The 26,516-nt window shown below is 72.1% G+C and carries 22 protein-coding genes and 1 pseudogene; 14 read left to right on the top strand and 9 right to left on the bottom strand.

From position 1 onward, the window contains the following. Positions 1 to 36: 36 nt before the first annotated feature. The 3 genes from AB0P24_RS30510 to AB0P24_RS30500 all read right to left on the bottom strand — a co-directional run bounded on the left by AB0P24_RS30510 (position 37) and on the right by AB0P24_RS30500 (position 5,024). Positions 37 to 1,833 (bottom strand): CBM35 domain-containing protein, encoded by a 1,797-nt coding sequence (locus AB0P24_RS30510; protein WP_365799586.1) that lies wholly within the window; start codon positions 1,831 to 1,833, stop codon positions 37 to 39. Positions 1,834 to 1,864: 31 nt separating this feature from the next. After that, a complete protein-coding gene (locus AB0P24_RS30505) occupies positions 1,865 to 3,055 on the bottom strand; it encodes an ROK family transcriptional regulator (protein WP_365799584.1) in 1,191 nt (396 codons plus the stop codon). 187 nt (positions 3,056 to 3,242) lie between these two features. Next, on the bottom strand, positions 3,243 to 5,024 hold the full coding sequence (locus AB0P24_RS30500; protein ID WP_365799582.1) for a M4 family metallopeptidase: 1,782 nt from the start codon (positions 5,022 to 5,024) through the stop codon (positions 3,243 to 3,245). 307 nt (positions 5,025 to 5,331) lie between these two features. On the opposite strand from AB0P24_RS30500, the gene AB0P24_RS30495 reads away from it, so the two are divergent. The 9 genes from AB0P24_RS30495 (at position 5,332) to AB0P24_RS30455 (ending at position 15,054) form a co-directional block, all read left to right on the top strand. Continuing rightward, positions 5,332 to 6,558 (top strand): serine hydrolase domain-containing protein, encoded by a 1,227-nt coding sequence (locus AB0P24_RS30495; RefSeq protein ID WP_365799580.1) that lies wholly within the window; start codon positions 5,332 to 5,334, stop codon positions 6,556 to 6,558. A gap of 101 nt (positions 6,559 to 6,659) precedes the next feature. Next, positions 6,660 to 8,003: a CAP domain-containing protein gene (locus AB0P24_RS30490; protein ID WP_365799578.1), complete on the top strand. Its 1,344-nt coding sequence runs from the start codon at positions 6,660 to 6,662 to the stop codon at positions 8,001 to 8,003. Positions 8,004 to 8,059: 56 nt separating this feature from the next. Next, positions 8,060 to 8,737, top strand: a complete 678-nt coding sequence (locus tag AB0P24_RS30485; RefSeq protein WP_365799576.1) for an AIM24 family protein — start codon at positions 8,060 to 8,062, stop codon at positions 8,735 to 8,737. A 134-nt stretch (positions 8,738 to 8,871) separates the two neighbouring features. Beyond that, positions 8,872 to 9,831: a threonine/serine dehydratase gene (locus AB0P24_RS30480; RefSeq protein WP_365799657.1), complete on the top strand. Its 960-nt coding sequence runs from the start codon at positions 8,872 to 8,874 to the stop codon at positions 9,829 to 9,831. Between the two features lie 200 nt (positions 9,832 to 10,031). After that, positions 10,032 to 11,660, top strand: a complete 1,629-nt coding sequence (locus AB0P24_RS30475) for a serine/threonine-protein kinase (RefSeq protein ID WP_365799574.1) — start codon at positions 10,032 to 10,034, stop codon at positions 11,658 to 11,660. Positions 11,661 to 11,697: 37 nt separating this feature from the next. Further along, positions 11,698 to 12,669 (top strand): LLM class F420-dependent oxidoreductase, encoded by a 972-nt coding sequence (locus AB0P24_RS30470; protein WP_365799572.1) that lies wholly within the window; start codon positions 11,698 to 11,700, stop codon positions 12,667 to 12,669. Positions 12,670 to 12,760: 91 nt separating this feature from the next. Then, the gene (locus AB0P24_RS30465) at positions 12,761 to 13,828 is read left to right on the top strand and encodes a hypothetical protein (protein WP_365799570.1); all 1,068 of its coding nucleotides are present in this window, start codon (positions 12,761 to 12,763) and stop codon (positions 13,826 to 13,828) included. A gap of 63 nt (positions 13,829 to 13,891) precedes the next feature. After that, positions 13,892 to 14,317, top strand: a complete 426-nt coding sequence (locus AB0P24_RS30460) for an SsgA family sporulation/cell division regulator (protein ID WP_365799568.1) — start codon at positions 13,892 to 13,894, stop codon at positions 14,315 to 14,317. Between the two features lie 68 nt (positions 14,318 to 14,385). Beyond that, positions 14,386 to 15,054 (top strand): DUF2238 domain-containing protein, encoded by a 669-nt coding sequence (locus AB0P24_RS30455; RefSeq protein ID WP_365799566.1) that lies wholly within the window; start codon positions 14,386 to 14,388, stop codon positions 15,052 to 15,054. Positions 15,055 to 15,060: 6 nt separating this feature from the next. Here the strand turns inward: AB0P24_RS30455 and AB0P24_RS30450 are convergent, their stop codons facing one another. From AB0P24_RS30450 to AB0P24_RS30430, 5 genes are all read right to left on the bottom strand, one after another. After that, the gene (locus tag AB0P24_RS30450; RefSeq protein ID WP_365799564.1) at positions 15,061 to 15,546 is read right to left on the bottom strand and encodes a DUF6328 family protein; all 486 of its coding nucleotides are present in this window, start codon (positions 15,544 to 15,546) and stop codon (positions 15,061 to 15,063) included. Between the two features lie 81 nt (positions 15,547 to 15,627). Then, positions 15,628 to 16,611, bottom strand: coding sequence for an aldo/keto reductase (locus AB0P24_RS30445; protein ID WP_365799562.1), 984 nt, complete (start codon positions 16,609 to 16,611; stop codon positions 15,628 to 15,630). Between the two features lie 222 nt (positions 16,612 to 16,833). Continuing rightward, a complete protein-coding gene (locus tag AB0P24_RS30440) occupies positions 16,834 to 17,433 on the bottom strand; it encodes a TetR family transcriptional regulator (RefSeq protein WP_365799560.1) in 600 nt (199 codons plus the stop codon). Beyond that, positions 17,430 to 18,923: an MFS transporter gene (locus AB0P24_RS30435; RefSeq protein ID WP_365799558.1), complete on the bottom strand. Its 1,494-nt coding sequence runs from the start codon at positions 18,921 to 18,923 to the stop codon at positions 17,430 to 17,432. Before AB0P24_RS30435 ends, AB0P24_RS30440 begins: the two co-directional genes overlap by 4 nt. A 96-nt stretch (positions 18,924 to 19,019) precedes the next feature. Then, a complete protein-coding gene (locus tag AB0P24_RS30430) occupies positions 19,020 to 20,204 on the bottom strand; it encodes an FAD-dependent monooxygenase (RefSeq protein ID WP_365799556.1) in 1,185 nt (394 codons plus the stop codon). Positions 20,205 to 20,365: 161 nt separating this feature from the next. Here AB0P24_RS30430 and AB0P24_RS30425 point away from each other — a divergent pair. Next, positions 20,366 to 20,663 (top strand): annotated as a pseudogene (locus tag AB0P24_RS30425) (hypothetical protein); the annotation flags it as partial. Positions 20,664 to 20,683: 20 nt separating this feature from the next. Here AB0P24_RS30425 and AB0P24_RS30420 read toward each other — a convergent pair. Then, positions 20,684 to 21,379, bottom strand: a complete 696-nt coding sequence (locus AB0P24_RS30420) for a ribonuclease H (protein ID WP_365799554.1) — start codon at positions 21,377 to 21,379, stop codon at positions 20,684 to 20,686. A gap of 437 nt (positions 21,380 to 21,816) precedes the next feature. Between AB0P24_RS30420 and AB0P24_RS30415 the strand changes: the two genes are divergently transcribed. From AB0P24_RS30415 to AB0P24_RS30400, 4 genes are all read left to right on the top strand, one after another. Continuing rightward, a complete protein-coding gene (locus AB0P24_RS30415) occupies positions 21,817 to 22,824 on the top strand; it encodes a zinc-binding alcohol dehydrogenase family protein (protein ID WP_365799655.1) in 1,008 nt (335 codons plus the stop codon). Between the two features lie 227 nt (positions 22,825 to 23,051). Next, complete coding sequence (locus AB0P24_RS30410) at positions 23,052 to 24,494, top strand: family 2B encapsulin nanocompartment shell protein (protein WP_365799552.1); 1,443 nt, start codon at positions 23,052 to 23,054, stop codon at positions 24,492 to 24,494. Positions 24,495 to 24,511: 17 nt separating this feature from the next. Beyond that, positions 24,512 to 25,564 carry a family 2 encapsulin nanocompartment cargo protein terpene cyclase gene (locus AB0P24_RS30405; protein ID WP_365799550.1) on the top strand — a complete coding sequence of 351 codons (1,053 nt, stop codon included), beginning with the start codon at positions 24,512 to 24,514 and terminating at the stop codon, positions 25,562 to 25,564. A gap of 49 nt (positions 25,565 to 25,613) precedes the next feature. After that, positions 25,614 to 26,498, top strand: coding sequence for a geranyl diphosphate 2-C-methyltransferase (locus tag AB0P24_RS30400; RefSeq protein ID WP_365799548.1), 885 nt, complete (start codon positions 25,614 to 25,616; stop codon positions 26,496 to 26,498). The last annotated feature ends 18 nt before the right edge of the window (positions 26,499 to 26,516 follow it).

The following is a 26,516-nucleotide window of genomic DNA, read 5'->3' as shown; positions in this document are numbered from 1 at the left end:
CAGCCCCACCGGCCGGCGCAGTTCCCGCCGACCCGACTACCTGGGCGACTTGGGAACGTCGATCCGGTCGACATCCGGCGCGTACCCCGACCCGCTGTCGAAGCTGATCGTGTTGGCGCCGGCCTTCAGGGTGACCGGCACGCTCACCGTCGCCACAGTCCCCCAGTCCCCGGTGGACGGGAACTTGTGGCCGGTCCCGCCCCCGGAGTTGGCCGCGACGGTGGCCGGCCGCGAGTCACCGCTGACGTACGCGACCTTCACCAGGTACGTACCCGCCGTGTCGACGACGACGTTGTTGAAGGTCAGCTTGCCGCCCTGGTACAGGTTTCCGACCTTCTTCTGCCCGGAGCACGCGTCGCACCCGGCGACGGAGGCGTTCCCGCTCAGTGTGTTGCCGCTCGCCTCGGCCTCGTACCCGGTGAATGCCAGCGCGCTGCCCTTCGGCGTCACGGTGAACAGCCGCGAGCCGTGGGCCGGCAGCGCCTCGGTGATCTTGTTCTGGTGGCTGCCGAGGTTCTCGTGGTTCCACAGGTCCCGCACCGTCGCCTTGCCGGTGAATCCCAGCGCCGTCCAGTCGGCCGTGACCGCCGCGGGCGAGTCGGCGAGGTTGAACAGCGCGACCGTGTAGGTCCCGTCGGCGTTCTTCGCGGCCCAGACCTGCTGCGGGTCGGACGGGGTGACCGGCCGGGCCGGCGGGTTGTCGCTCTGGTCGACGGCGATGACCTCGCGGTTGGTCAGCAGGGAGACGCCGTAGTCGTCGAGCTTGGTGATGTCGTCGCCGGTGAACAGGGGCGACTTGGCGACGGCCCAGAGCGTGGCGTAGCTCTGCCGTTCGGCCTTGGTGAGACCGTCCATCGCGCCGTTGCCGACGTCGAGGGAGTCGAGGTCGTTCCAGCCGCCGGGGCCCGCCTTGCCGGTCCAGGCCGGGGTGTCGTCCCAGCGGTCGTCGACGGAGTTCTCCCAGCTGACGAGGGTGTTGCAGTAGCACTCGACGTCGGTGTCGATGCGCCAGCCGTTGGTGTACTTCTGCCAGTCCGCGGCGTGCCCGAAGTCCAGGGACCAGGAGGCCTCCAGGTGGATCGGGCGGCCGGTGGCGCCGATCGCCTGGTGCCAGGCGGCGACGTCGGCGACGTTGTCGTACTGGTCGCCGCTCTTGCCGGAGCCGGGGCCGACGCCGTCGAGCTTCAGGAAGTCGTATCCCCATCCGGCGATCAACTGGGCCTGGGAGTCTATGTACTTCTGCGCGCACGGCCTGTCGAAGTCGAGCTTGTACGAGCTGTCCCAGCCGTTGGTGGTGCGCAGGTCGGGATAGACGATGTCGGCGGTGGTGCAGCCCTCGGCGTTCCAGACCGGCGTCGTGCCGTCGCCGTAGGCGCCCTTCTCCAGGCCGGCCGGGAGGTAGATGCCGGCCTTGAGGCCCTTGGCGTGGATGTGGTCGGCGACGGCCTTCATTCCGCTGGGGAAACGGGCGGGGTCGGCCTTCTGGCGGCCGTACTGGTCGTACCCCTGCTTCCAGTTCCAGTCCATCCACCAGCCGGCGTCGATGTTGACGTAGTCGTAGCCGTACTTCTTCAGCTTGCTCGCCATGGCGTCGGTCTGCTTGAGGACGTTCGCCTCGGTGAGGTAGCTGTAGTCGCCCTTGTCGTTGAGACCCGGGTACTTGGACGACTGCATGCTCCAGCTCGACCACCCCATGTACGGCTTGGCGGCGATCTGCTCGGGCGTCTGGGCCTGCGCGGCGGGCACGGCGGCCGCGAAGGCGGCCGTCATCGCCAGCACGAGGACGGTTCTCAGCCCGCGTACGGGCAGGGCGGATGTCGAAGGTGACCGCATGGGCCCTCCAGGGTTCGGGGTCTTGGGCGGCTCAGCCCTTGCCCGTCGGTGTGGGAGAAGAGGTGATGAAGGACTGGATCGCGGCGGCCGCGGCCCCGCGCGCCCACTCCTCGAAGGCGAGTGGGCGGGTCTGTACGTCGCACCGCGCGGCGGAGCCGAAGGCGGCCGCGGCGAACGAGTCGAGGATGTGCTCGGCGAAGAGGTCGTAGGCGGCGAGCCCCTCGCCGGAGATGATCACGCGTTCGGGGCCGAAGAGGTTGGCCACGGTCGCGATGCCCCGGCCGATAGCCTCGCCGGCGCGGGCGAACACCTCGCGCGCGCCGGGCACGCCCTGGTGGGCGAGGGCCACCGCCGCGGCGGAGTCGGTGACCTGGCGGCCCGTCACCTCGCGCATGCGGGTGAGGATCGCGGCGTCCCCGGCGATCGCCTCCACGCAGCCGTGGTTGCCGCAGTGGCAGAGGGGCCCGGCCGGGTCGATGGCCACGTGCCCGATCTCCCCCGCCACCCCGTGCGCGCCCGACACCACCTGACCGTGGATCACCAGTCCGCAGCCGATGCCGGCGCCGACGGTGACGACGGCGAAGTCGCACAGCCCGACCCCGGCGCCGAACCACTGCTCGGCGACGGTCAGCGCGCGTACGTCGTTGTCGACGACGACCGGCAGTCCGGTGGTCATCGCGGCGAGTTCGGCGAGGGGCACGTCCCGCCAGTCGAGGAAGGGCGAGTAGCGCACGACCCCTTCGGCGCGGTCCACGTCGCCGGAGACGGCGATGCCGAGGCCGAGGACCGGGGCGCCGAAGTCCCCGGCGGCGGTGCGCAGTTCGTGGGTCAGGTCGGCGACGGTGGTGAGCACGGCCCGGGCGGCTCGGTCCGTGACGGGCGTCCGGCGGGCCAGCAGGATCCGGCAGCACAGGTCGGTGAGGACCGCGATGACCTCGTCGCCGGTGACCTTGACTCCGATGAACAGTGCGCGTCCGCCGTCGACCCGTACCAGGTTGGCGGGGCGTCCGAGGGCGGGCCGGGCCTCGCCGTCGGCGTCCTCCGCCAGGTACCCGGCGGCCAGCAGCGGCCGGACGGCCTTGGTCACGGCCGCCGGCGACAGTCCGGCCCGGCGGGCCACCTCCAGCCGGGTGAGGGGGCCGTGGGACAGGACCGTGGTGAAGATCTGCGAGACGGCCGGCGTGTGGGCCGGGAACGTCTCGGCACGGGAGGTGGAGCGCATGGCCCGGAACTTAGGTGGCTTATTTTCCGCTGTCAATAAAAGAAACAGGAATCACCTGAAGGTTGACTGTGAGGCCACCGTGGCCTTCAAATGGCGGGTGAGACGGGGACGTTGACTCGTCTTCCACAAGCGCGGCTGATCCGGGTGCCCCGTCGGGGGCGCCCGGATCAGCGGTGGGGCGCGCCCGTCAGGGGCGGGCGGCCGGCGTGTTGGCCTCGGTGACGTCGACCGCGGCCCAGGCCTGGTCGACCGTGCGGTACTCGACGCCGCTCGCGCCGTAGAGGTCCTTGGCCGCCTTCAGCGTCGCGATCCGCGCGTCGTGGAAGTCGGTCGAGGAGACCATGTACCGGGTCAGGGCGCGGTAGAAGATCGCCGTGGCCCTGGCGCGGCCGATGCCGGTGACGGTGGATCCGTCGTAGGTCGGCGAGTCGTAGGCGGTGGCGCCGATCGTCTTGCGGCCGCTGCCCTCGGCGAGCAGGTAGAAGGCGTGTGAGGAGACGCCGGAGCCGGCGTGCACCTCGGCGTCCGCCACCTCGGGGGACCAGTAGTCGACCGTGCCTTCGAGGCGGTCCAGCGAGGGGTGGTCGAGGCGGCGCAGGAACTTCTGGCGCAGGCCCAGCTTCTCGCCCAGCAGATAGTTCGGCGGGGTCTTCCGGTTGTCGGCGAAGAACTCCACGCCGGAGCCGAAGATGTCGGCCAGCGACTCGTTCAGCGCGCCCGGTTCGCCGAACTGGTTGCCGTCGTTGTCGACGCGCGTCGGTTCGAGCCCGGCGGTGGCGTCCACCACGCCGTGGGTCAGCTCGTGGCCGGTGACGTCGAGGACGACCAGCGGCTTCTTGATCTCGGCGCCGTCCCCGTCGCCGTAGAGCATGCACCCGCAGTCCGGGTCCCAGAAGGCGTTGCCGACCTTGTGGCCCCAGTGGACCATGGCGCGCGCGGGCCTGGAGTTGTTCGCGATGCCCTTGCGGTTGAAGGTCTTCCGGTAGAAGTCCAGGGTCTCGGTGATGCCGTACTGGGCGTCGGCGGCGGCGCTGCCCCGGCTGGTGGTGGTGCCGTCGCCCCAGCTGTCGGTGGTGCTGGTGAACTTGGTGCCCTGGTTGAAGCTCTCGGTCTCCTTGCCCTTGGCGTCCCGGGTCTCGGTGCCGTAGCGGGTAGGGTCCTTGAGCAGGAAGCTCTTGCGGGCGGTCTGCGTGGTGGTGAGCGGGACCTTGCCGACGAAGAGGGACCTGCCGGAGCCGTGGGCGGTCACCGGGTAGCGGGCGGCGGCGGAGACGGACGCCCCGGCGAGTGCCTGGGCCCGCGCGCCGATGCCGGCGGCCGGGTCGAGGATCTCGCCGCGGCTGCGCAGGGTGTCCAGCAGCTTGGGCGAGAGGAACTCGTCGCTGTCCGGCGTGTTGCTGCGCACCTTTCCGGTGAGGGCGTCGACGACGACCGTGCTGGAGCCGTTCGCGCCGTCGACCGTCACCCGGTAGGCGAGGGCGGCTGCGCCGTCCCGGGCGTCCACCACCAGCCGGGCGGCGCCGGCGTCGCCGCCGGCCGCCGTGGCGGCCTTCTCCTCGGCCTGCTCGGCGGTCAGCTTCGCCCCGGTGGCCGCGGGCCTGACGGCGTGGTCGGCCGCGCGGGTGACGCCGGTGTAGGCCAACCGGCGGGAAAGATGGACGACGAGGTCGCCGCCGAGGACCGGCATCCCCTGGTGGGTGCGGACGAATCGGACGTGGCGCGCCCCCTCGGGGTCGATCATCACGTCCTGCGGCCGGAGTTCGTCGCCCGCGCCGACACCGGTCGCCGCGGCATGGGCGAAGGCGGCGGCCCGGGCCGCCGCCACCACCTGCGCGGTCGTCGTGGCGGAGGCCGCGGCCGGCTGTCGTACCCCCGTCGCGGGACCCGCGAAGGCCGTTCCGGCCAGGCCCGTGGCGGCCGTCGTCACGGCGACGGCGACCGCCAGGCTGCGTATGTGCGCGCTACGCACTGATCAGGGTTCCTTCGTTCGAAGACGGCTGTGGTCACCAACCGCCTTGCGGCAGAGCGCCGCCTGGCGCCAAGGGGGCTGGTCGGGCCCCGGCCGCAACCCTTCCGGACGAGTCATGTCCATGTAAAGCACAGTTCATCGCTTTTATTGCATTTCGTGGCAATATTTGGCGAATCCCCGCCGCGCGGTGATCAGAGAGTGACCAACTGTGCGTCGGCTGTGGAGATGTGACGGGATGCGAGAGGGTTCCCCGAACCGTATGTGACTCATCTCGCATCGAAGGCAGCACAGAGAGGAACCGGTCCGAATGGTCTCGGCAATGGTGTGCAGGAGCGCGGTGCTCGGGGCGGTGACGCTGTCGCTGCTCGCGGTCCCGGCCCACGCGGCGCCCCTGAAGACGGCGGGGAAGGCGCGGGCGGCCGCCGCCCTGCCCGCGCCCGACACGGCCGGGCTGGCCGCGGTCCTGCGCTCGGTCGTGGCGAAGGGCGCGCCCGGCGCGATGGCCCGCATCGACGACGGCACGCGGGTCTACCGGTCCGCGCAGGGCATCGCCGACCGCACGAGCCGGCGGGCCCTCACCACCACCGACCGCTTCCGGGTGGGCAGTGTCACCAAGACGTTCTCGGCGGTGGTCCTGCTGCAACTGGTGGACGAGCACAGACTCGCCCTGGACGCGCCGGTCAACCGCTATCTGCCGGGCCTGCTGCCCGACGACCGCATCACCGTGCGGCACCTGCTGAGTCACCGCAGCGGCCTGTACGACTACACCAACGACATGTTCGCCGACAGCGTGGCCGGCTTCGAGGCCGTGCGCGACAAGGTCTTCACCTACCGCCAGCTGGTGGACATGTCCCTGAGGAAGCCGCGCACCAACGCGCCGGGCGCCGCCTACTCGTACTCCAACACCAACTTCGTGGTCGCCGGCATGCTGATCGAGAAGCTCACGGGGCACAGCGTGCGCACCGAGTACGAGAACCGCATCTTCAAGCCGCTGAAGCTCAGCGACACCTTCTACGTGCACCCCGACACGAGGATCCCGGGGCAGCACGCCAACGGCTACCTCACCGCGGACCAGGCCGGTGCCCAGCCCGTCGACGCCACGAGCCAGACGGTCTCCTGGGCGCAGAGCGCGGGCGCGATCATCTCCAGCGCCCGCGACCTCGACACCTTCTACTCGGCGCTGGTGCGCGGCAAGCTGACATCGGCCGCCCGCCTCGCGGAGATGGAACGCTTCACCCGCGTCAACTCCACCACCTCCTACGGCCTCGGACTGCGCCGCCGCGAGCTGTCCTGCGGGATCTCGGTGTACGGCCACACCGGCGCCGTCCAGGGGTACTACACGTACGCCTTCACCACCAAGGACGGCAGGCGCAGCCTCACCGCGCTCGCCAACACCTCCAACAGCTCCGACGTGCTCAACACACTGGCGGCCACCCTGGAGCCGGCGTTCTGCGGCGAGCAGAAGTCCACGCACGCCGCGGCCGCGCCGGTCGAACAGGAGGACGTGGCCCCGGCCGCGCCTCAGGAGCAGTAGGGCCCTGCCTCTTCGGGGAACCTCGCGCCCGGGCCGGACGTTCAACCGGCGACTCCCCACCGGGCGCGGCGTTCGGCCCCTGACCTCGTAGAGGCGGCGCGATGAGCGAGCTGGTCCCCGGGGGCAATCTGCCCCTTCCGGGCGGCGCGCTGACGCTGCGGGTGCCCGGTCCCTTCGACGTGTCGGCGCTGATCACCGGCGAGAGCGGCAAGGTAGGCGGGGACGCCGACTTCGTCTTCTACAACCAGCCGGACGCGCCCGGCGTCCGGCTGCGCGGTGACACCCTGACCGTCGAGCCGGCGCTGCTGCGGGCGGGCGCCCAGCGTGTCACCCTCTCGGTCACCGCCGCCGAGCCCGGCACCCCGCTCGGCCGGCTGCCCGCGGCCACCCTGCACGTGACCGACCGCCTCGGCCGTACCGTGGCCCGCTTCGCACCGCCACGCCCGCAGACGGAGACCCTGCTGCTGCTCTCCGAGATATACCGCCGGGGCACCGGCTGGAAGCTGCGCGCGATCGGCCAGGGATACGCGGACGGACTGGCCGGCCTCGCCCGGGACTTCGGCGTCGACGTGGTCGAGGACCGGCAGCCGTCCCCCGGTTTCCGCGCCGCGATCCCGGCCCAGCGCACGGCCGCCTCGCCTTCCCGCCCCTCGCTGGCCTCGTTCCCCGATCCGGACGGTCTGCTGGGGCTGGTCAACTCCGCCCGTGCCCGGGCCGGCCGCCCGCCGGTGGCCCCGGACGCCCGGCTCGCCTCCGCCGCCCTCGCCCACGCCACCGCGATGGCCGACGCCGGCCGGCTGTCCGGCGAGAGCCGCGACGGCGTCTTCGTCCACCAGCGGATCACCGGTACCGGATTCGCCTATGTGACGGTGGGCGAGCACCTCGTCTCGGGCCCCCGCACCCCGGCCGAGTTCATCGACTACTGCCTGCGCACCGAGGACGCCCGGCGCACCCTGCTCGACGCGGCGTTCACGCACGCCGGCCTGGCTCACGCCCGCAGCCCGCGGGACGGGGACACCTACTGGACCGCCCTGTGGGCCAGGCCCCTCACCCAGGCCGAACTGGCCCGCACCCAGGCCGAGGTCGTCGACCTCACCAACACGGAGCGCACCCGGGCCGGGCTGCGGCCGCTCGCGGTGGATCCGCAGCTGGCGGCCGCCGCGCAGGCGTACAGCACCGACATGGCGGCCCGCGACTTCTACTCGCACACCTCCCCCGAGGGCACCCAGCCCTGGGACCGGGCCGCCGCCGCGGGCTCGCGGCGGCGCACCATCGGCGAGAACATCGCCTGCGGCCAGCGCTCCGCGGCCGAGGTGGTGGACGGCTGGATGAACAGCCCGGGGCACCGGGCCAACATCCTCGGACCGGACTTCACCCACATAGGCATCGGCTTCGCCGGGGGCGGCCGGGCCGGCACCTACTGGACCCAGCTGTTCGGTGCCTGAACCGGTACGGTGCGTGATCTTGGCGGAACGGGTCCGTCCGGGACACCATGCCCGGCATGAAGGGTGATCTCTTTTCAAGTCAGCACATGGTGGCGCCGGCGGTCGAGCCGGGCATGACGGTCGAGAACGCGAAGTGCGTCAGGTACGCGGTCAACGGCGAGATGTACGCCCGGCAGGGCGCGATGATCGCGCACCGCGGCGCTCTGAAGTTCGAACGCAAGGGCCAGGGTGTGGGCGGGATGCTCAAGCGCGCGGTCACCGGCGAGGGGCTGCCGCTGATGTCCGTGCAGGGCCAGGGCGAGGCCTGGTTCGCGCACGAGGCGCAGAACTGTTTCATAGTGGAGCTGGAGCCGGGCGACCTGTTCACCGTGAACGGCCGCAACGTCCTGTGCTTCGACGCCACTCTGGCGTACGAGATCAAGACGGTGAGGGGGTCCGGCATCGCCGGCGGCGGTCTGTTCAACAGCGTGTTCTCCGGGCACGGCAGGCTCGGGCTGATCTGCGACGGCAACCCGCTGGTGATCCCGGTCTCGCCGCAGGCCCCGGTGTACGTCGACACGGACGCCGTGGTGGGCTGGACCGCACACCTGCAGACCTCGCTGCACCGTTCGCAGTCCATCGGGTCGATGCTGCGCGGCGGTTCGGGCGAGGCGGTCCAGCTGATGCTCCAGGGCGAGGGGTACGTCGTGGTCCGGCCGAGCGAGCTGACCCCGCAGAAGGCACAGCAGCACTGAGCCGCGGCAGCCCTGGTCCACCTGGCCCGGCCGCCGCGGCCGGGGCGGGTTGACCAGGGCGGTCCGGCCGGGTCAGGGTGCGAACGGCGCGGACTTCCGCCCCCGCGCCGGAAAGGTGAACCGCCTTGAACGGCATCATCGGCATCTCGGACATCGAGGCCGCGGCCCGGACCGTCGCCGGGCACGTCGTACGTACCCCCACCGTGCCCAGCCCCGGCCTGTCGGAGCTGCTCGGCGCGCCGGTCACGGTCAAGCTCGAACTCCTCCAGCGCACCGGCTCCTTCAAGGCGCGCGGTGCCACGGCGAAACTGCTGTCGCTGAGCGAGGCCGAGCGCGCGGCCGGCGTGGTGGCGGTCAGCGGCGGCAACCACGGCATCGCCCTCGCGGTGATGGCCGCGGCCCTCGACGTGAAGGCGACGGTGGTGATGCCACGGACGGCGCCCGCGCGGTCGATCGGGCTGGTCGAGGCGGCCGGCGCGTCGGTGCGGCTCACCGACGGCATGGACTCCGCGTTCGAGCTGGTGGTGCGGCTGCGGGACGAGGGGCTCACGCTGGTCCATCCCTTCGACGACCCGGTGGTGATCGCCGGACAGGGCACGGTGGGCCTGGAGCTCGCCGAGGACGCGCACGACCTCACCGACGTGATCGTCAGCATCGGCGGCGGGGGGCTGATCGCGGGCGTCGCGGCCGCCCTGCGCGCCCGCCGCCCCGGGGTACGGGTGTGGGGTGTGGAGACGGCGGGTGCCCAGGCCATGTCCGAGGCGCTCGCGGCGGGCGGTCCGCTGCCGGTCGCGGTGTCGTCGATCGTGACGACGCTCAGCGCGCCGTCCGTGTCCCGGCTGACGTACGACCACGCGGCGGCGCTGGTGGAAGAGGTGCTGGTGGTGCCGGACCGGGAGGCCGTGCGGGGCAGTCTGGAGTTCGCCGAGCACGCCAAGGTGTGGACCGAACCGGCCGCCGGCTGTCTGCTGCCCGCGGCCCGGCAGGTGCGCGAGCGGGTCGGCGACGAGGCCCGGATCGGGCTCGTGGTGTGCGGGGGCAATGTGACCCGCCAGGAGATCGCGGAGTGGACCGAGCGCTTCGGACTGGACTGACCGGCGGACCGCAGCCGGGCCTTTACCGTCGGTTACCCACAGGTCGAGGCCCGGCCATTCACTGTTTTCCCCAAGTTACCGGCCGGTGCGGCCAGTTGAATAAAAGGCAAGAACGGCCGCGGAGTTGCAGATTCTTTGAACACTCCCGGGCACGTCCCGCGTACCTCTGGTTAATGACGAGGCAGGGGTTTCAGCGAGGGATGACGATGGTCAAGGCGCATGTCTCCGCACAAGAGTTGGTCGCCGGAAGGTACCGGCTCCTCGAAGCCGCCGACCGCGAGCCGAACCGGATCAGCTGGTACGCGGAGGACGTGCAGGCCGAGCGACCGCGCCTGGTGACCCAGATCGCGTTTCCCGAGCCGCCAACCGAGGACACCGTGCGCCGGACCACGGCCCGTATTCTGCGCTCCTCCGAGGTGATGAGCGCGCTGCGGCCCGGGCGGGTCGCCATGGTGATCGACGCCTTCGAGGAGGCGGGCTCGCTGTGGACGGTCACGGAGCTGATCGACGGCACGCCGCTCAGTGAGCTGCTCGCGCGGCAGTCCACGTTCACCTACGTACGGGCCGCGCGCATCGGTCTCGAAGTGCTCGACGTGCTGGAGGCCGCTCACGCCGACGGGTACACGCACGGCGAGCTCAGCCCCGGCCAGATCTACGTCCGGGACCGGGGCCCGGTGGTCGTCACCGGGTTCGGCCTGGCCGGTGCGACGCTGGCGCCCCGGGTGACCGCGCCGTCGTACGCCTCGCCGGAGCAGGCGCGGGACGAGCGCATCGGGCCCGCCGCCGACCTGTGGGCGCTCGGCGCGATCCTCTACACGATGGTCGAGGGACGGCCGCCGTTCCGGGACCGGGGCCGGACGGAGGCCACCCTGAAGGGCGTGGACCGGCTGCCGTTGCGCACCCCGCTGCGGGCCGGCCCGCTGACCCCGGCGGTGCAGGGACTGCTGCGGAAGAACTCCCGGGAGCGGCTGAGCCGGCCGGTGGCGCGGCAGGTACTGGCTCGGGTCCTGGACGAGGATCCCGACACGGTCGCCGAGCCCGTCCCCGTCTCCCGGCTGCGCGGTGCCTATGTGGCCGCCCGGGCCTCCGGGTGGAGCAGAACCACCATGATCGGCGGGACCGCGCTGGCCGTGGTGACCGTGTCGGTCGCGGTGCTGGCCGCGACGCAGGGCCTGCCGGGCGCCTCCTCGGCGGGCTCGGCCCCGACCGCCTCCGCCACCGCCGGCGACCCGGCCAACCGGACGGACGGCAACGGCCCCGGCCCCTCCCCCTCACGGACGGTGCCCTCCTCCCCCGTCCGGTCGTCCCCCGCCCCCGCCTCCGCCTCCGCCTCCCCTTCGGCCATCGCCTCGGGGAGCGCCCTGCCGGCCGGATTCCACCGCTACACCGCCCCGGAGGGGTTCTCGGTGGCCCTCCCGAAGGGCTGGAAGCGCCTCGGCACCCAGCGGGACGACGTCGCCTATCGCGTCACCTTCGGCCCGGGCGGCGACGACCTGCGCACCCTGGCCGTCACATACAGCACCAAGGCGGGCCCGGACCCGGTCGTGATCTGGCGGGACGACGTGGAGCCCAGTCTGGAGAGGCTGGACGGCTACCGGCGGATCGGCGAGATCAGGGCGACCACCTACCAGGGCCACCGGGCGGCGGACATCGAGTGGCTCTCCGGAACCGGTGCCGACCGGGTGCGCACCTTCGGCCGGGGCTTCCTGCTCGGCGGTGGCCGCAGCTTCTCGCTGCGCATCACGGCACCCGCGGCAGACTGGGACGACGCCGCCGACCAACTCGCCATGAAGACCTTCCTGGCGACGTTCCGCGGTTCCGCCGGCTGATCCGTTTTCCGCCCGGCCGCCGGGGGACCCGGCGTCCATGGTGCAAATCGGATACACGATGATGACCGAGCAGGCCGGTCCATGTGATCTCGTGGACCATCTGGTGGCAGCCGAGGAGGCGGGCTTCGACTTCTCGGTGGCCTCGGACCACTACTTTCCGTGGTTGCGCGCGCAGGGCCACTCGCCGTACGTGTGGAGTGTGCTCGGTGCGGCCGCCCAGGCCACCACCCGGATCCCGCTGATGACCTATGTGACCTGCCCGACGTTCCGCTACCACCCGGCGATCGTGGCCCAGAAGGCCGCGACCGTGCAGCTGCTGTCCGGAGGCCGGTTCCGGCTCGGCCTCGGCTCGGGAGAGAACCTCAACGAGCACGTGGTGGGCGGCGGCTGGCCCTCGGTGGACATACGCCACGAGATGCTGGAAGAGGCGGTGGAGATCATCAGGGCGCTGTTCGCGGGCGGCCATGTCAACCACCGCGGCACCCACTTCGACGTGAAGTCCGCCCGGCTGTGGGACCTCCCCGCCGAGCCGCCGCCGATCGGTGTCGCGGTCTCCGGCGAACGGTCCTGCAAGCTCGCCGGGCACCTCGCCGACCTCGTCATCGCCACCGAGCCGAAGACGTCCCTCCTCGACGCGTTCGACCGGCACGGCGGTGCGGGCAAGCCCCGAATCGGCCAGCTGCCGGTGTGCTGGGACCCCGACCGGGACACGGCGGTGAAGCGGGCGCACGCGCAGTTCCGCTGGTTCGGCGGCGGCTGGAAGGTGAACTCCGAACTGCCGCACCCCGACTCCTTCGAGTCCGCGACCCAGTTCGTCACCCAGGACGACGTGGCCGCCTCCATCCCCTGCGGGGACGACCCGGACGACTTCGTCGAGGCCGTACGGCCGTACGCCGAGGCCGGGTTCGACGAGATCGCCCTGGTCCAGATCGGCGGCGAGTCGCAGCCCGAGTACCTGGACTGGTCCCGCAAGACCCTGCTGCCGGCGCTGCGCGACGCGCTCGGCTGATCTTCGACGGTGCGGCAAACCCCGGCCAATGGGTCGATATAGGCTGCCGGTCGTTACGTATGCAGTTCCGCAGCCTTCAGGAGTGTCCTCCGTGACCCTAGCGATCGACCCGTCCGAGACGTCCAGCGCGTCCCCGGCCCCCCTCTCCGACCTGGTGGCCCGGGACGCGCGCGAGTTCGGCGCCTACGTGCGGACCGGAGGCTGGACGTTCGGGCTGATGGTGGCCCGCAGCGTCCGGCCGGGCGGACAGGGCGCGGACGAGACGCCGAAGGTCCCGGCGAAGGAGTTCGCCGAGCTGGCCGGCTGCTCCGCGGAGCGCGTCATGCGCTACTACAAGGCCTGGGACAAGGCCGCCGACGACGGCCTGGTCCCGCACTTCGAGGCCCTGGCGCCGGGACAGGAGGTGGAACTCCCTGACTCCGACGTCTGGTTGAGCTACTACGTCGCGCGCAGCAGCGCCCACTCCGAGCGCGGCACCGCCATCGCGGAGGCCGCCGAGGCCGAGGGCATCCGGCCCACCAAGGCTCTCGAAGTCGCCGAGAACCCCACCGCGCTGCGCGCCGCGATCCTCGCCGACCCCTCCACCGCCCGCGCCGCCCGCTCGGCCCTCCTCGACCGCATCAAGGAGGACCCGGACCTGCAGACCGTGCTGGCCCGGGACGTGGTCCGCACCGCGGACCTGAAGAAGGCCGTCGCCACCGAGAGCCGTTCGGCCGACCGCATCGGCTACGTCCGGCAGATCGCCGAGTCCGGCCAGATCAAGACCCCGGCCGGGCAGACCGTGGACGCGCCGGCCGGACTGCGCCAGGAGGCCGAGCGCCATCTCTCGCTCCTCGACGAACTGGAGGAGGACGAGGACACCGGCGAGTGGGCGAGCGAGGCCTACGACACCATGAAGAACCTGGTCGTGGAGGCGGTGGAGGCCGACCCCGAACTGCGGGTCCAGGAGAAGCGCACCAGGTTCTACAGCAGCCTCCAGAAGGCGACCAGGGCGTTCGAGGAGCTGACCTTCGACGACGCCCAGGACTTCTACGAGGACGACATGGTCCAGCGCCTGGAGGACCTCCAGCAGGCCATCGGCTCCTGCCTGGCCGCGCTGCGCGGCGCGAAGGGCACCGAGGAGGCACAGGTCTCGCAGGGCAATTCCGCTCGGGATTGAGCGTTTTTCCCGTGAGAGGGGTACTAGAGGGCACCAAGCCGGTCGTTCCCGGAGGCCACTCACGTGAACCCCATCGTGCACAGGACCCTGGTCGTACAGCTCCGCGCGGAAGGCACGGGCCGCTGCCCCGTCCTCGCCCATCTGTCGTACGACGCCAGTGACCCGTTCGCCGTCACCGCGGTGTTCACCCTGGACGGCAGGGTGCTCGCCCGGTGGCGGCTGGACCGCGAGATGCTGAACGACGGGCTGAGAGAGCCGGTCGGGGTCGGGGACGTCCGGCTGCGCCCCGTACGGCAGGGGCGCTGGAGGGAAGTGCGCATGGATTTCCTCGGCGACCTGCTGCCCGGCGGCAGCCGCCACCACGCGGTGGTGTTCGCCTGGGCGCCCGCACTGGCCTCCTTCCTGAGCGACACGTATCTGGCCGTGCCGCCCGGCCGGGAAGAGGTCCCGGTGGACGACGTACTCGCGGAGATCCTCGCCACCGGGTGAGTAGCCGTACTCATGCCGGTGTCCGGACGCCGCGGCCACGATGGGGCTCCCACCACAAGGAGTCCGCGATGACCGCAGTACACCCCGCCCCGCGCCCCGTTCCGCACCGAGTGCCCCGCCGTGTTCCGCCGGCCCTGCTCGCCGGGGTGGTGGTGGCCGGCATGGCGCTCTCGGCGTGGGGCGCGCGGGACCGTACCACCTGGTTCCTGGAGACCGTGTGGGTGCTGGCCGGGCTGCCGCTGGTGGTGCTGACCTGGCGGCGCTTCCCGCTGACGGGCCTGCTGGCCGGCCTCCTCGCGGCGCACGCGCTGGTGCTCGCCGCCGGCGGCCACTACACCTACGCCGAGGTGCCGGTGGGCGACTGGGTGCGCGACGCCTTCCACCTGTCCCGCAACCCGTACGACCGGTTCGGCCACCTCATGCAGGGCTTCGTGCCGGCGATCCTGGTCCGCGAGCTGCTCGTGCGCACGTCCCCGCTGCGCGGCAGCCGCTGGCTGGCCCCGCTGACGGTGTGCGCCTGCCTCGCCTTCAGCGCCTTCTTCGAGCTGCTGGAGTGGCTGGCGGCCGAGATCGGCGGGCACGGCGCGGACGCTTTCCTGGCCACGCAGGGCGATGTGTGGGACACCCAGTGGGACATGTTCTGCGCGCTGATCGGGGCGACGGTGTCCCTGCTGGTGCTGAGCAGGGTGCACGACCGGCAGCTGCGGACGCTGGAGGCGGCGCGGCGGGCCGTGTGAGGCGGCTCAGCGGGTGGTCCGGCGGTGCCGGGACCACAGCGGCAGGCCGTACCAGCACACCAGGTACCAGACGACGACGCCCGCCACCACCCAGGTCACGGCGCTCCCCTGGGTGGCCACCCGGAGGATCAGCACCAGCGAGGCGGTCATGGTGGCCAGCAGCAGGAACAGGCCGACCAAGGTCAGCCGGGACGCCAGCCGCACCGCCTCCGGCTTCACCTTCCGGCCGGAGACCAGCCGGTGCAGGGAGACGGGGCCGATGAGGGCCCCCGTGGCGGACGCGCCCAGGATGACGGTGACGATGTAGATCGTCTTGTCCACGTGGGACAGCTCGGCGTACTTCTGCTGGAAGGCCACGGTGAGCAGGAAGCCGAACAGGATCTGCACGCCGGTCTGGGCGACACGCACTTCCTGGATGAGTTCCGTCCACATGCGGTCGGCGCGCTCTTCCGGCGTCTCGTCCCGGCCGGTCCGCCGCTCCTGGTCGGTCATGGAGTGCGTGTAACCCCCGGACCGGTCCTTCAAACGGCGCGGGCCGGGAGCGGCAGGGCTCGCTCCCGGCCCGTACCGGTGCTACCAGCGGCTCTCCACCTGGTCCTTGATCCGGCGGTCGTACAGCTCGCGGATCGCGGCGACCGTCTCCCCCGGCAGCTCCGGGAGCCTCGCCGTGGCCGCGTTGGCGCGGGCCTGCTCCGGGTTGCGGGCGCCCGGGATCACCGTGGTCACGCCGGGCTGGTCGATGATCCAGCGCAGGGCGAGCTGGGCCGGGGTGTATCCCTCGGGGGCGAGGGCGGCGAACTCGGCGGCGGCCTCGACGCCCGTGGCGTAGTCCACGCCGGAGAAGGTCTCGCCCTGGTCGAAGGCCTCGCCGTGCCGGTTGTAGGTGCGGTGGTCGTCGGCCGCGAAGACGGTGTCCTTGGTGTACTTGCCGGACAGCAGCCCGGAGGCGAGCGGCACGCGCGCGATGATGCCGACGCCGGCCTCCTGGGCGGCGGGAAGCACCTCGTACAGCGGCTTCATGCGGAACGGGTTGAGGATGATCTGCACGCTGGCCACGCCCGGGCGGGCGATCGCGGTGAGCGCCTCGGCGCTGGTCTCGACGCTGACGCCATAGGCCGCGATGCGCTCCTCCTCGACCAGGGTGTCCAGGGCGTCGTACACCGCGTCGGACGAATAGACCGGGGTGGGCGGGCAGTGCAGCTGCACCAGGTCCAGGCGGTCCACGCCGAGGTTGCGGCGCGACCGGTCGTTCCACGCGCGGAAGTTGTCCAGAACGTAGTTCTCCGGGATCTGGTCGACGCGGCGGCCCATCTTGGTGGCCACCAGCACATGCAGGTCCGGCCTGCCGCGCAGGAACGTGGCGATGGTCTGCTCGCTGCGCCCGTCGCCGTACACGTCGGCGGTGTCGAAGAAGGTCACCCCCGACTCCGCGGCCGTCTCCAGGACGGCGAGCGCCTCCTTGTCGTCCACCTCGCCCCAGTCGGCGCCGAGCTGCCATGTGCCCAGGCCGACGACCGATGCCCGCTGTCCCGACCTGCCGATTACGCGTTCGTCCATGGCGCCAGTCTGTCATCCGCCACCGACATCGGTGTCAGGGGCCGGTTCGTCGGCGTGCGCCCGTGCAGCCTTCGCTCCGTCCACCGGGCAAGGCAGGAAGCGGCGCGCCGGCCAGGTCGAGCCGAGCCACGTGGTCCCGGCGGCCCCGCGCCGCGGGGCCGCCACCGGCCCCCGGCGCCTTCCGCGGGTCGGCCGGGCGCCGCTGACGGACCCGGAGCCGGGTCAGGGCGTCAACTGGGCCTGGACGGCGGGTCCGTAGCGGTCGACGATGTCGGCGGCCGCGGAGTCGCGCAGCCGGGGGCCGCGGGCGATGCCGTACATCACGCCCAGGCCGATGAGCTGGGCGACGGCGAGCTCGGCGCGCAGGCCGGGGTCGGGGCCGGTGAGCCGGGCGGCGAGGGCGTCGACCACGTGGGCGCGGAAGTTGGCGCGCAGGATGTCTCCGTGGTCGCCGTGCAGGGGGGCGAAGGCGATCCGCAGCAGTGGGTCGGCGCCGCGGTCGCGCTGGCTCTCCACGACGTGCCGGACCATGTGCCGGCCGAGGTCGTCCAGGGGGGCGTCGAGCAGGGCGGCCGCGTCGGTGTCGAAGGACATGACGCGGGCGAACAGGCTGTCCTTGTTGCCGAAGTACTTGAGGATCAACGGCGCGCTGACCCCGGCGCGTTCGGCGACGTCCTTGAGGGTGATGTCGGCGTGCGCGTGCCGGGCGAGGAGGTAGCGGGCCGCCCTGAGGATGGCCGCTTTGGTGGCCTCGGCGTCCCGGCGGGCGGGGGCGGACGCCGGGGCGGACGGGGTGTCGGGTGGGGTGCTCACGGCACTCATGCTCCCTCCAGCGCGTCGTCCCTCGCACTCTCGGCACGGCCCCCGGCGCGCAGGCCGCCGCCGGGTGCCTTGTCGCCGGGGATGGAGAGGGCCGCGGCACTGGCGGCGAGGGCGACGGCGCCGGCCATCGCGAAGGCCAGCAGGTAGCCGTGGAGCGTGGCGATCGGGACGCCGCCGACCAGGCTGGTGTGGTGGGTGAGGACGGCGGCCACGGCGGCGCTGGAGGTGGCCTGGCCGATGGTGCGCATGAGGACGTTGACGCCGTTGGCGGAGGCGGTCTGGCCCGCCGGGACGGCCCGCAGGATCAGCGTGGGCAGCGCGGAGTAGGCGAGGGTGGTGCCGGTGGCGACGACGGTGGCACCCAGGATGATCATCCAGAGGTCGCGGCTGTCGGCGATGCGGACCACGTATCCGCAGGCGATCACCGCGGCGCCGAGGGCCAGGGTGACGCGGGGGCCGCGGGAGGCGGAGATCCGGGCCGAGACCGGCGAGAACAGCAGCATGGTCACGCCGCCGGGGAGCAGGCACAGGCCGGTGGCCACGATCGACAGGCCGAGGCCGTATCCGGTGGCCTTCGGGGCCTGCACCAGCTGGGCGGTGACGAGGGAGTTGGCGTAGAAGGCGAAGCCGGTCAGCAGGGCGGCGACATGGGAGAGGCCGACCCGTGGCCGGGTCACGAGGCGCAGGTCGACCAGGGGCTGCGCGGTCCGCACCTGCTGCCACCACCACAGGGCCAGCACGAAAACGGCGGCGCCGAACAGTCCGAGGACGCGCGGGCTGCCCCACCCCCACTGCCCGCCCTGGGAGACGCCGAGCAGCAGCGAGGTCAGCCCTGTGGCCAGCCCGAGGGTGCCGAGGACGTCGAACCGGCCGGGCTCGCGCACCGGTGACTCCCGGACCGCCCACCAGACGGCCGCGACGCCCAGCGCACCGAGGAAGCCGGTCAGCCAGAACATGGTGTGCCAGTCGTAGTACTGCACGACCAGCGCGGCCAGCGGCAGGCCCAGGGCGGCTCCGATGCCGACGGTGGAGCTCATCAGCGCCACCGCCGATCCCCGGCGCTCGGGCGGGAGTTCATCGCGCAGGATGCTGATCGAGAGCGGTACGACGGAGGCGGCGGCGCCCTGCAGCGCGCGGGCGGCGATGAGCACGGCGATGTCCGACGACAGGGCGCACATCACGGAGCCCGCGGTCATCAGCGCGAGCGCCCCGGTGAGCACCCGGCGCTTGCCGTACATGTCACCGGCCCGGCCGAGCACGGGGGTGAGGACCGCCCCGGCGAGCAGGGTCGCGGTGACCGTCCAGGAGACGGCGCCGGCCGAGGAGTGGGTGAGCCGGGGCAGGTCCGGCAGGAGCGGGACGACCACCGTCTGCATGACGGCCATGAGGATCCCGCCGAAGGCCAGGACCGGGATGGTCAGCCGTTCCCGCAGCGGGGGCGGCGCGGCGGGCGGTCCCGGGCGGCCGGCTGTCGGGGCGGGCTGGTCCATCGGCACTCCTGCGGGCGGCGCGAATACACAGGTGAATACCAATTCACCTTATCGGGTGAATGGCCTTTCACCCAAGCCGTCCGCGGCCGTACCGGCCTACGACCGGACGTGCAGGGCGCGCACCGCCCGGGGCCCCAGCCACCGCTTGAACCTGCGCAGCACCTCCAGCCGCCCGGCGGCCCTGTCGAGGCCGTAGTAGAGCTGCGGCGGGACGTACGGCAGCAGGGGCGAGTGCCGCTGGCCGAGCAGGGCGAACATGCGGTGCGGCGGCAGGCCGATGTAGCGGGGCAGGTTCTCGTACCACTGGGCGCTGAGGCGGGCGGCGCTCTGGGCGGAGACCAGTTCAGCCCTGCGCCGCCGTTCGTAGGCGGCGAGCGCCTGCGGGAGGGCGGCGTGCTCGCGCAGGGCGTCGGCGAGGCACATCGCGTCCTCCAGGGCGAGGGTGGTGCCGGCGCCGATGGAGTAGTGGGTGGTGTGGGCGGCGTCGCCGAGCAGGACGAGGTTGCCGTGGTGCCAGGTGCGGTTGGTGAGGGTGCGGAAGGCGGGCCAGGCCGCCGAGGAGCCGCCGATCAGCGGGTGGCCGTCGAGGATGCCCGCGAACAGCTTCTCCAGCAGGGCGAGTTGGCCGGCCTCGTCCATCGCGTCCAGGCCGAGTCCGGCGAGGGTGTCCGGGGCGCACTCGATGACGCAGGTGCTGTGCCCGGCGTCGTACGGATAGCCGTAGCACCAGACCCAGCCGTGCCCGGTCTCGACGAAGGCGAAGGTGAAGGAGTCGAAGACCTGGGTGGTGCCGAGCCACACATAGCGGTTGCGGCCCTCGGCGGCCTCGGCGCCGAACCGGTCTGCGTGGTGGCCGCGCAGGGCGCTGTGCACGCCGTCGGCGGCGACCACCAGGTCGGCGTCGGGAAGGGTCCCGGGGGTGATCTCGCTTTCGAACTCCAGCCGCACACCGAGGGCGCGGGCGCGTTCGGCGAGGATCGCCAGGAGGCGGTGGCGGCCGATGCCGTGGCCCGCGTCGCCGGGCTGCCGCGTCACCAGGCCGCGGACGTGGGCGACGCCCTGGGTCCAGCGCACCGAGCTGTCCTCGACGGCCCGCGCCGACTCGGGGTCGTACGTGTGGAGCCGGTCGAGCAGGGCGCGCCAGTAGGTGACGCCCCAGCCGTAGGTGGAGCCCTCGGCGTCGCGTTCGTGGACGGTGATGTCGTGGGACGGGTTCTGCCGCTTGAGCAGGATCGCGAGATACAGGCCGGCGGGCCCGCCTCCGACGCAGACGACCTTCACGCACTCACCCCTGGAATTCACCGAAAGTGATCAACTGGCAACGGAGGGTAGCAGCGCCGGGGTGCCCGGCCGGGCTCTCGAATCGCGCCGGTACGGCGCCGTGGGCCACGCCACCCGGACGGCGGACAGCCGCGAAAGGCCGCCGGGAAGCCGCGCACCCGAGCGCGGACTTCCTCGGCGGTACCGGGCGCGGTTCGGACGGGCGGGTGACCGAGCGGCCGTTCGCCGCGATCGGCGAGGGCTGGCCGGTCAACGTCCGCGTGGACGGCCGTACTTGTCTGCGCAGGTCGCCCGGGACGAGTGTGCGCGATCTGCCGACCCGGGCCGAGGCCGACCCGGTGCTGTCCGTCGCGACGTACGGCATAGCGAGACGAGACGATGAAGCCGTGGAACGACGTGCGGTCGGCGGATCTGCTCGACCACACGAGGTTCTCCACGTTCGACACCCCGGAGGCCTGATCGGGCCCCGGCCTCAGATCTCAGACCTCGGCCATACGGCATTCCGGGTGGCCCCAGCCCTGCGCGTTCTTGGCGATCGGCTCGCCGGCCGCGTAGGAACGGCCGCACAGGCAGCGGCCGGGGAACTTCGCCTTGACGGTGCGGGACGAGGAGCCGCCCGCCGCGCTCTTGCGGGGTGCGGACTTACGGCGCGGGGCGGAGGCGGCGGGCGACGGCGACGGCGGCGGTGCCGGGGAGCCGAGGGCGCTGCCCGCGGCCTCCTGGACCGTGGCCGCCTGGCTGGCCGCGCGGTCGGCGAAGTCGTTCAGCGGGTCGCCGTCGACCTGGTGGGCGGGGACGTACCGGAAGTCGACCGTGCGGCCGTCGAGGAGTTCGTCGATGCGGACGACCAGGTCCTGGTTGGCGACCGGCTTGCCCGCGGCGGTCCTCCAGCCGTTGCGCTTCCAGCCGGGCAGCCAGGTGGTGACGGCCTTCATCGCGTACTGCGAGTCCATCCGCACCTCAAGCGGCACGTCCGGGTCGACCGCCGAGAGCAGCCGCTCCAGGGCCGTCAGTTCGGCCACGTTGTTGGTGGCCTTGCCGAGCGGCCCGGCCTCCCAGCGGGCCGGCGTCGCCGCGTCGTCGGACACCACCCAGGCCCAGCCGGCCGGTCCCGGGTTTCCCTTAGAAGCCCCGTCGCACGCGGCCACCACTCGTTCACGCATGGGCCCGATCATGCCACGGCCGGCCGGGGCGCCCGCCGCGGCCCGGGATCCGCCCTGGTCAGAGCTCCGCGCTCGACGCCATCTCGCTTTCGGTGGCGGTGATGCCGATCACCCAGAAGTCAGCGCCGCGCCGGTCGGTCGGTGAGCGCCGCGACGCCGATGCCTCGCCGCCGTCCGCCCGGATCCGCTCGGCGGTGGCGGTGGCGGTGGCGGAGGCGGAGGCGTCCGGCGAGGCGAGGCAGAGGCACCACTGCGGCTGCCCTCCTGACCGGGCACGGTCGGCACGACGGCGGCGACGCCTTGCCGTTCGCGTGGGCCGGGGAGCAACTGCCGTACTCCGATACGCCGGCCACCAGGCCCTCCGCCCGCGCGCCGAACGCCGGACCGAGGCGGACACTGGGAAGAGAGTCGGCGGCCTTCGGCGGACGGGGCGCGGTATGGCGGACGTGATGCGGGCGTGGTCGGTTCAGCGGCCCGGACCGGTCGAGGCGGATCCGCTGCGGCTGGTCGAGCGGCCGGTGCCGGTGCCCGGCGCGGACGAACTGCTGGTCCGGGTGCGGGCCTGCGGGGTGTGCCGCACCGATCTGCATGTCACCGAAGGTGATCTGCCGGTGCGGCGGCCCGGGGTGACACCGGGGCACGAGGTGGTCGGCGTGGTCGCGGGGCTGGGCGCCGGGGTGGCGGACTTCGCGGTCGGCGACCGGATCGGGGTGGCCTGGCTGCGGCATACGGACGGGGAGTGCGCGTACTGCCTGCGGGGCGCCGAGAACCTGTGCCCGCGTTCGGAGTACACCGGCTGGGACGCCGACGGTGGTTACGCGGAGTACACCACAGTGCCGGCCGCTTTCGCCTACCGGCTGCCCGGCGCCCTCGCCGACGTCGCGCTCGCGCCGCTGCTGTGCGCCGGGATCATCGGCTATCGCGCGCTGCGCCGGGCGTCGCTCCCGCCGGGCGGGCGGCTCGGCCTGTACGGCTTCGGGGGCAGCGCCCACCTGTGCGCGCAGGTGGCGCTCGCCCAGGGCGCGCGCGTGCATGTGCTCACCCGGGGTGCCGAGGCGCGGCGGCTGGCCGTGGAGCTGGGCGCGGCCTCGGCGCGGGACGCCTACGAGGCGCCGCCGGAGCCACTGGACAGCGCGATCCTGTTCGCGCCGGTCGGCGACCTGGTGCCGGTCGCGCTGCGCGCCCTGGACCGGGGCGGGGTGCTGGCGGTCGCGGGCATCCACCTCAGCGACGTGCCGCCGCTGAACTACGAGCGCGAGCTGTTCTATGAGCGGGAGTTGCGCAGTGTCACCTCCAACACCCGTGCCGACGGACGGGAGTTCCTGGCCCTCGCCGAGCGGCACGGCGTGCACGCGACCACCCACACCTACCCGCTGTCCCAGGCCCCGCAAGCGCTGCGGGACCTGAAGGCCGGGCGCTTCGACGGGGCCGCGGTACTGGTGAACGACCTTTCCTGAGCCCCCGGCGGCCGGCCGGGGCACGAGAGCGGGCGACCGGCGCGCGACCCGGGAACCGCAACCCTTTCCACCCCGAACGCCGGGTTTGCACAACTAAGGCAGGCAACTGCCCCTTTCGCGCCGTACCCGTAGATCACCAAGGCTGCTTGGCTTGTCGGTGCGCACCACCACCTCGCACACCACCGGCCTGCCGGGTCACCGTTGTTCACCTCTCTGCTGGAGGGAATGTGTCCACACCGGACAGCGTCATCGGTTCCGCCGTCGACGAGCCCGAGCCGGATCCCACCCCCGACGGGCAGCTCACCAGCCTGAGCACCCGGGCGGCACGCCAGCTCGCCACCACCACCAAGTCCGCACCGCAGATGCAGGCCATCACCTCCCGATGGCTGCTGAAGACGCTGCCGTGGGTGGACGTCAAGGGCGGCACCTACCGGGTCAACCGGCGCCTCCAACTGCGCACCGGGCGGGGCCGGGTGAGCTTCGAGCAGAACGGCGGGGACGACATCCGGGTCATCCCGCGGACCCTCACCGAACTGCCGATCCTGCGCGGTTACGACGACCTGGACGCGCTGACCCAGATCGCCGGCCGTTTCCGGCCCCGCGAGATCCGCGCCGGACAGGTGCTGTTCGAGGCGGGGCAGCCGGTCACCGAGACCTACCTGGTGGTACACGGCCGGCTCACCCGGTACGCGGCCGGCAGGTACGGCGAGGAGGAGGTCGTCGGGGTCGTCACCGATGGCGACCAGATGGGCGACGAGGCGCTCGGCCAGACCGATCCGCTCTGGCTCACCTCGGTCCGGGCCGAGACGGCGGGTGTGGTCCTCGCGCTGCCCTGGGCGGTCGTCGAGGAGGTCATGGACCGGGTGCCGTCGCTCGGCGCCCACCTCCAGGCCTACGTCGACCGGCAGCGGCTGCCGATGAACCGCAAGGGCGAGGCCGAGGTGCCGGTGCAGGCCGGCCACACCGGCGAGCCGACCCTCCAGGGCGGCTTCGTGGACTACGAACTCGCGCCGCGCGAGTACGAGTTGTCGCTCACCCAGACCGTGCTGCGGGTGCACTCCCGGGTCGCCGACCTCTACAACCACCCGATGGACCAGACCCAGCAGCAGTTGCGCCTCACGGTCGAGGAGATCCGCGAGCGCCAGGAATGGGAAATGGTGAACAACCGGGAGTTCGGGCTCCTGCACAACATCGACTACGGGCAGCGGATCAGCTCCTTCACCGGTCCGCCGACCCCGGACGACCTGGACGAGCTGATCTCCATGCGCCGCAAGACGAAGGTGATCCTGGCGCACCCCAAGGCGATCGCGGCCTTCTTCCGGCAGTGCAACCGGCGCGGGCTCGTGCCCCCTTCCACCCATGTCGACGGGCACGAGATCCCGGCCTGGCGCGGCGTCCCGATCTACCCGTGCAGCAAGATCCCGATCAGCGACGACCACACCAGCAGCATCATCGCGCTGCGCACCGGCGAGGCCGACCAGGGGGTCATCGGCCTCCACCAGACCGGTGTCCCCGAGGAGTTCCAGCCCGGCCTGAACGTCCGCTTCATGGGCGTCAACGAGCAGGCCGTCATCAACTACCTGGTCACCGCCTACTACTCGCTCGCCATCCTGGTCCCCGACGCGGCCGGGATCCTGGAGAACGTCCAGCTCGGCCGCACCGCCGACTGACGGCCTGGAGCACATCCATGAGCACAGCCACCACCTCCTACACCCTGCCAGGGCCGCCGAACATCGCGGAGCGGCTGCGCCCGGCCCGACGCACCGGGGCGGTCCCCGCACTGCACTACCGGCCGGCCGTGCCCGCCGACCCGGAGAAGGCCGCCGAGCTCGACCGCCGGCTGGAGGCCTGGGCCCGCGAGCTGGACCTGTTCCCCGCGGCCTGGAAGGGGGACTTCTCCGGCTTCCAGTTCGGCCGGGCCGTGGTCCTCCAGCATCCGGGCGGCCTGGACCTCGACCGGCTCACCGTCGCCGGCAAGCTGCTGCTCGCCGAGAACATCGTGGACTCCTGCTACTGCGAGGAGGACGAGGGGCGCGGCGGATCCCGGCGGGGCCTCGGCGGCCCGCTGATCATCGCCCAGTCGGCGCTCGACCCCTACCACGGCATCCCGGAACTGGAGGAGGAGTGGCGCGAGGGCATCCGGGCCGACGGTCCGCTGCGGTCGTACCACTTCGCCCTCACGGACTTCGCGAGCTTCGCCACACCGAGCCAGACCGACCGGTTCGTGCACGACGTCGCCCGGCTGCACCTCGGGTACCTGGGCGAGGCCGCGTGGATGGAGACCGGGTACATGCCGCGCATCTGGGAGTACCTGGTGATGCGGCAGTTCAACAACTTCCGGCCGTGTCTGTCGATCGTGGACGCGGTGGACGGCTACGAACTGCCCGAACAGCTCTACGCCCGCCCGGAGATCCAGCGGATCACGGCCCTGGCCTGCAACGCCACCACGATCGTCAACGACCTGTACTCCTTCACCAAAGAGCTGGCGAGCGACCCGGACCACCTGAACCTGCCCAGGGTGGTGGCCGCCAACGACCGGCGTGGGCTGAAGGCGGCCTATCTGAAGTCGGTCGGCATCCACAACCGGATCATGGACGCCTTCGAGGAGGAGTCGGCCGCGCTGGCCGCCACCTCGCCGCTGATCGCGCGCTACGCCGAGGGGCTGGCCGCCTGGGTCTCCGGCAACCACGAGTGGCACGCCACCAACACCAGCCGCTACCACCTGCCCGACTACTGGTAGCCACCGAGCCAATCCGAGACAACGTCAGAGACACTTCGAGGAGAACCTGTTGACCACTGCCCCTGTCACTCGGAAGACCACCACGTCAGCCCCGGTGCCGACCCAGTCCAGGTACCAGAACAGCGTCGCGGAGTACTGGAACGCCGAGGAGAACCCGGTCAACCTCGAACTCGGAAGGATCGACGACCTGTACCACCACCACTACGGCATCGGTGAGGCCGACTGGTCGGTACTCGACGAGACGGACCCGGCGCTGCGCAAGGAACGGGTCACCGGTGAGCTGCACCGCCTGGAGCACGCCCAGGCCGAGCTGCTCGCCTCCCACCTCGGCGCCCTCACACCGGCCGACCGGGTCTTCGACGCGGGCTGCGGCCGCGGCGGCGGCAGCATCGTGGCGAACCTGCGCTACGGCTGCCACGCCGACGGGGTGACCATCTCCGCCAAGCAGGCCGACTTCGCCAACGAGATGGCCCGCAAGCGGGAGGTCGGCGACAAGGTCCGCTACCACCACCGGAACATGCTGGACACCGGCTTCGAGACGGCCGCCTACGCGGCCTCGTGGAACAACGAGTCCACGATGTACGTCGAGCTGGAACTGCTGTTCGCCGAGCACGCCCGGCTGCTGCGCCGCGGCGGCCGCTATGTGACGATCACCGGCTGCTACAACAACACCTACGGGCAGGCCTCCCGCGAGGTGTCCCTGATCAACGCGCACTACATCTGCGACATCCATCCGAGGTCGGAGTACTTCCGGGCGATGGCCGCCAACCGGCTGGTGCCGGTGCATGTGGAGGACCTCACCGAGGCGACGATCCCGTACTGGGAACTGCGCAAGCAGGCCGACCACCTGGTGACGGGGATCGAGGACGCGTTCCTGACCGCGTACAAGAACGGCAGCTTCCAGTACCTGCTGATCGTGGCCGACCGGGTCTGATCCGGGCGGAGCGGGTGC

Origin of the sequence: Streptomyces sp. NPDC086519 (assembly GCF_040686075.1) — a bacterium.
In the GTDB taxonomy this organism is placed as follows: domain Bacteria; phylum Actinomycetota; class Actinomycetes; order Streptomycetales; family Streptomycetaceae; genus Streptomyces; species Streptomyces shenzhenensis.
This window is presented reverse-complemented; position numbering and strand designations above follow the sequence as displayed.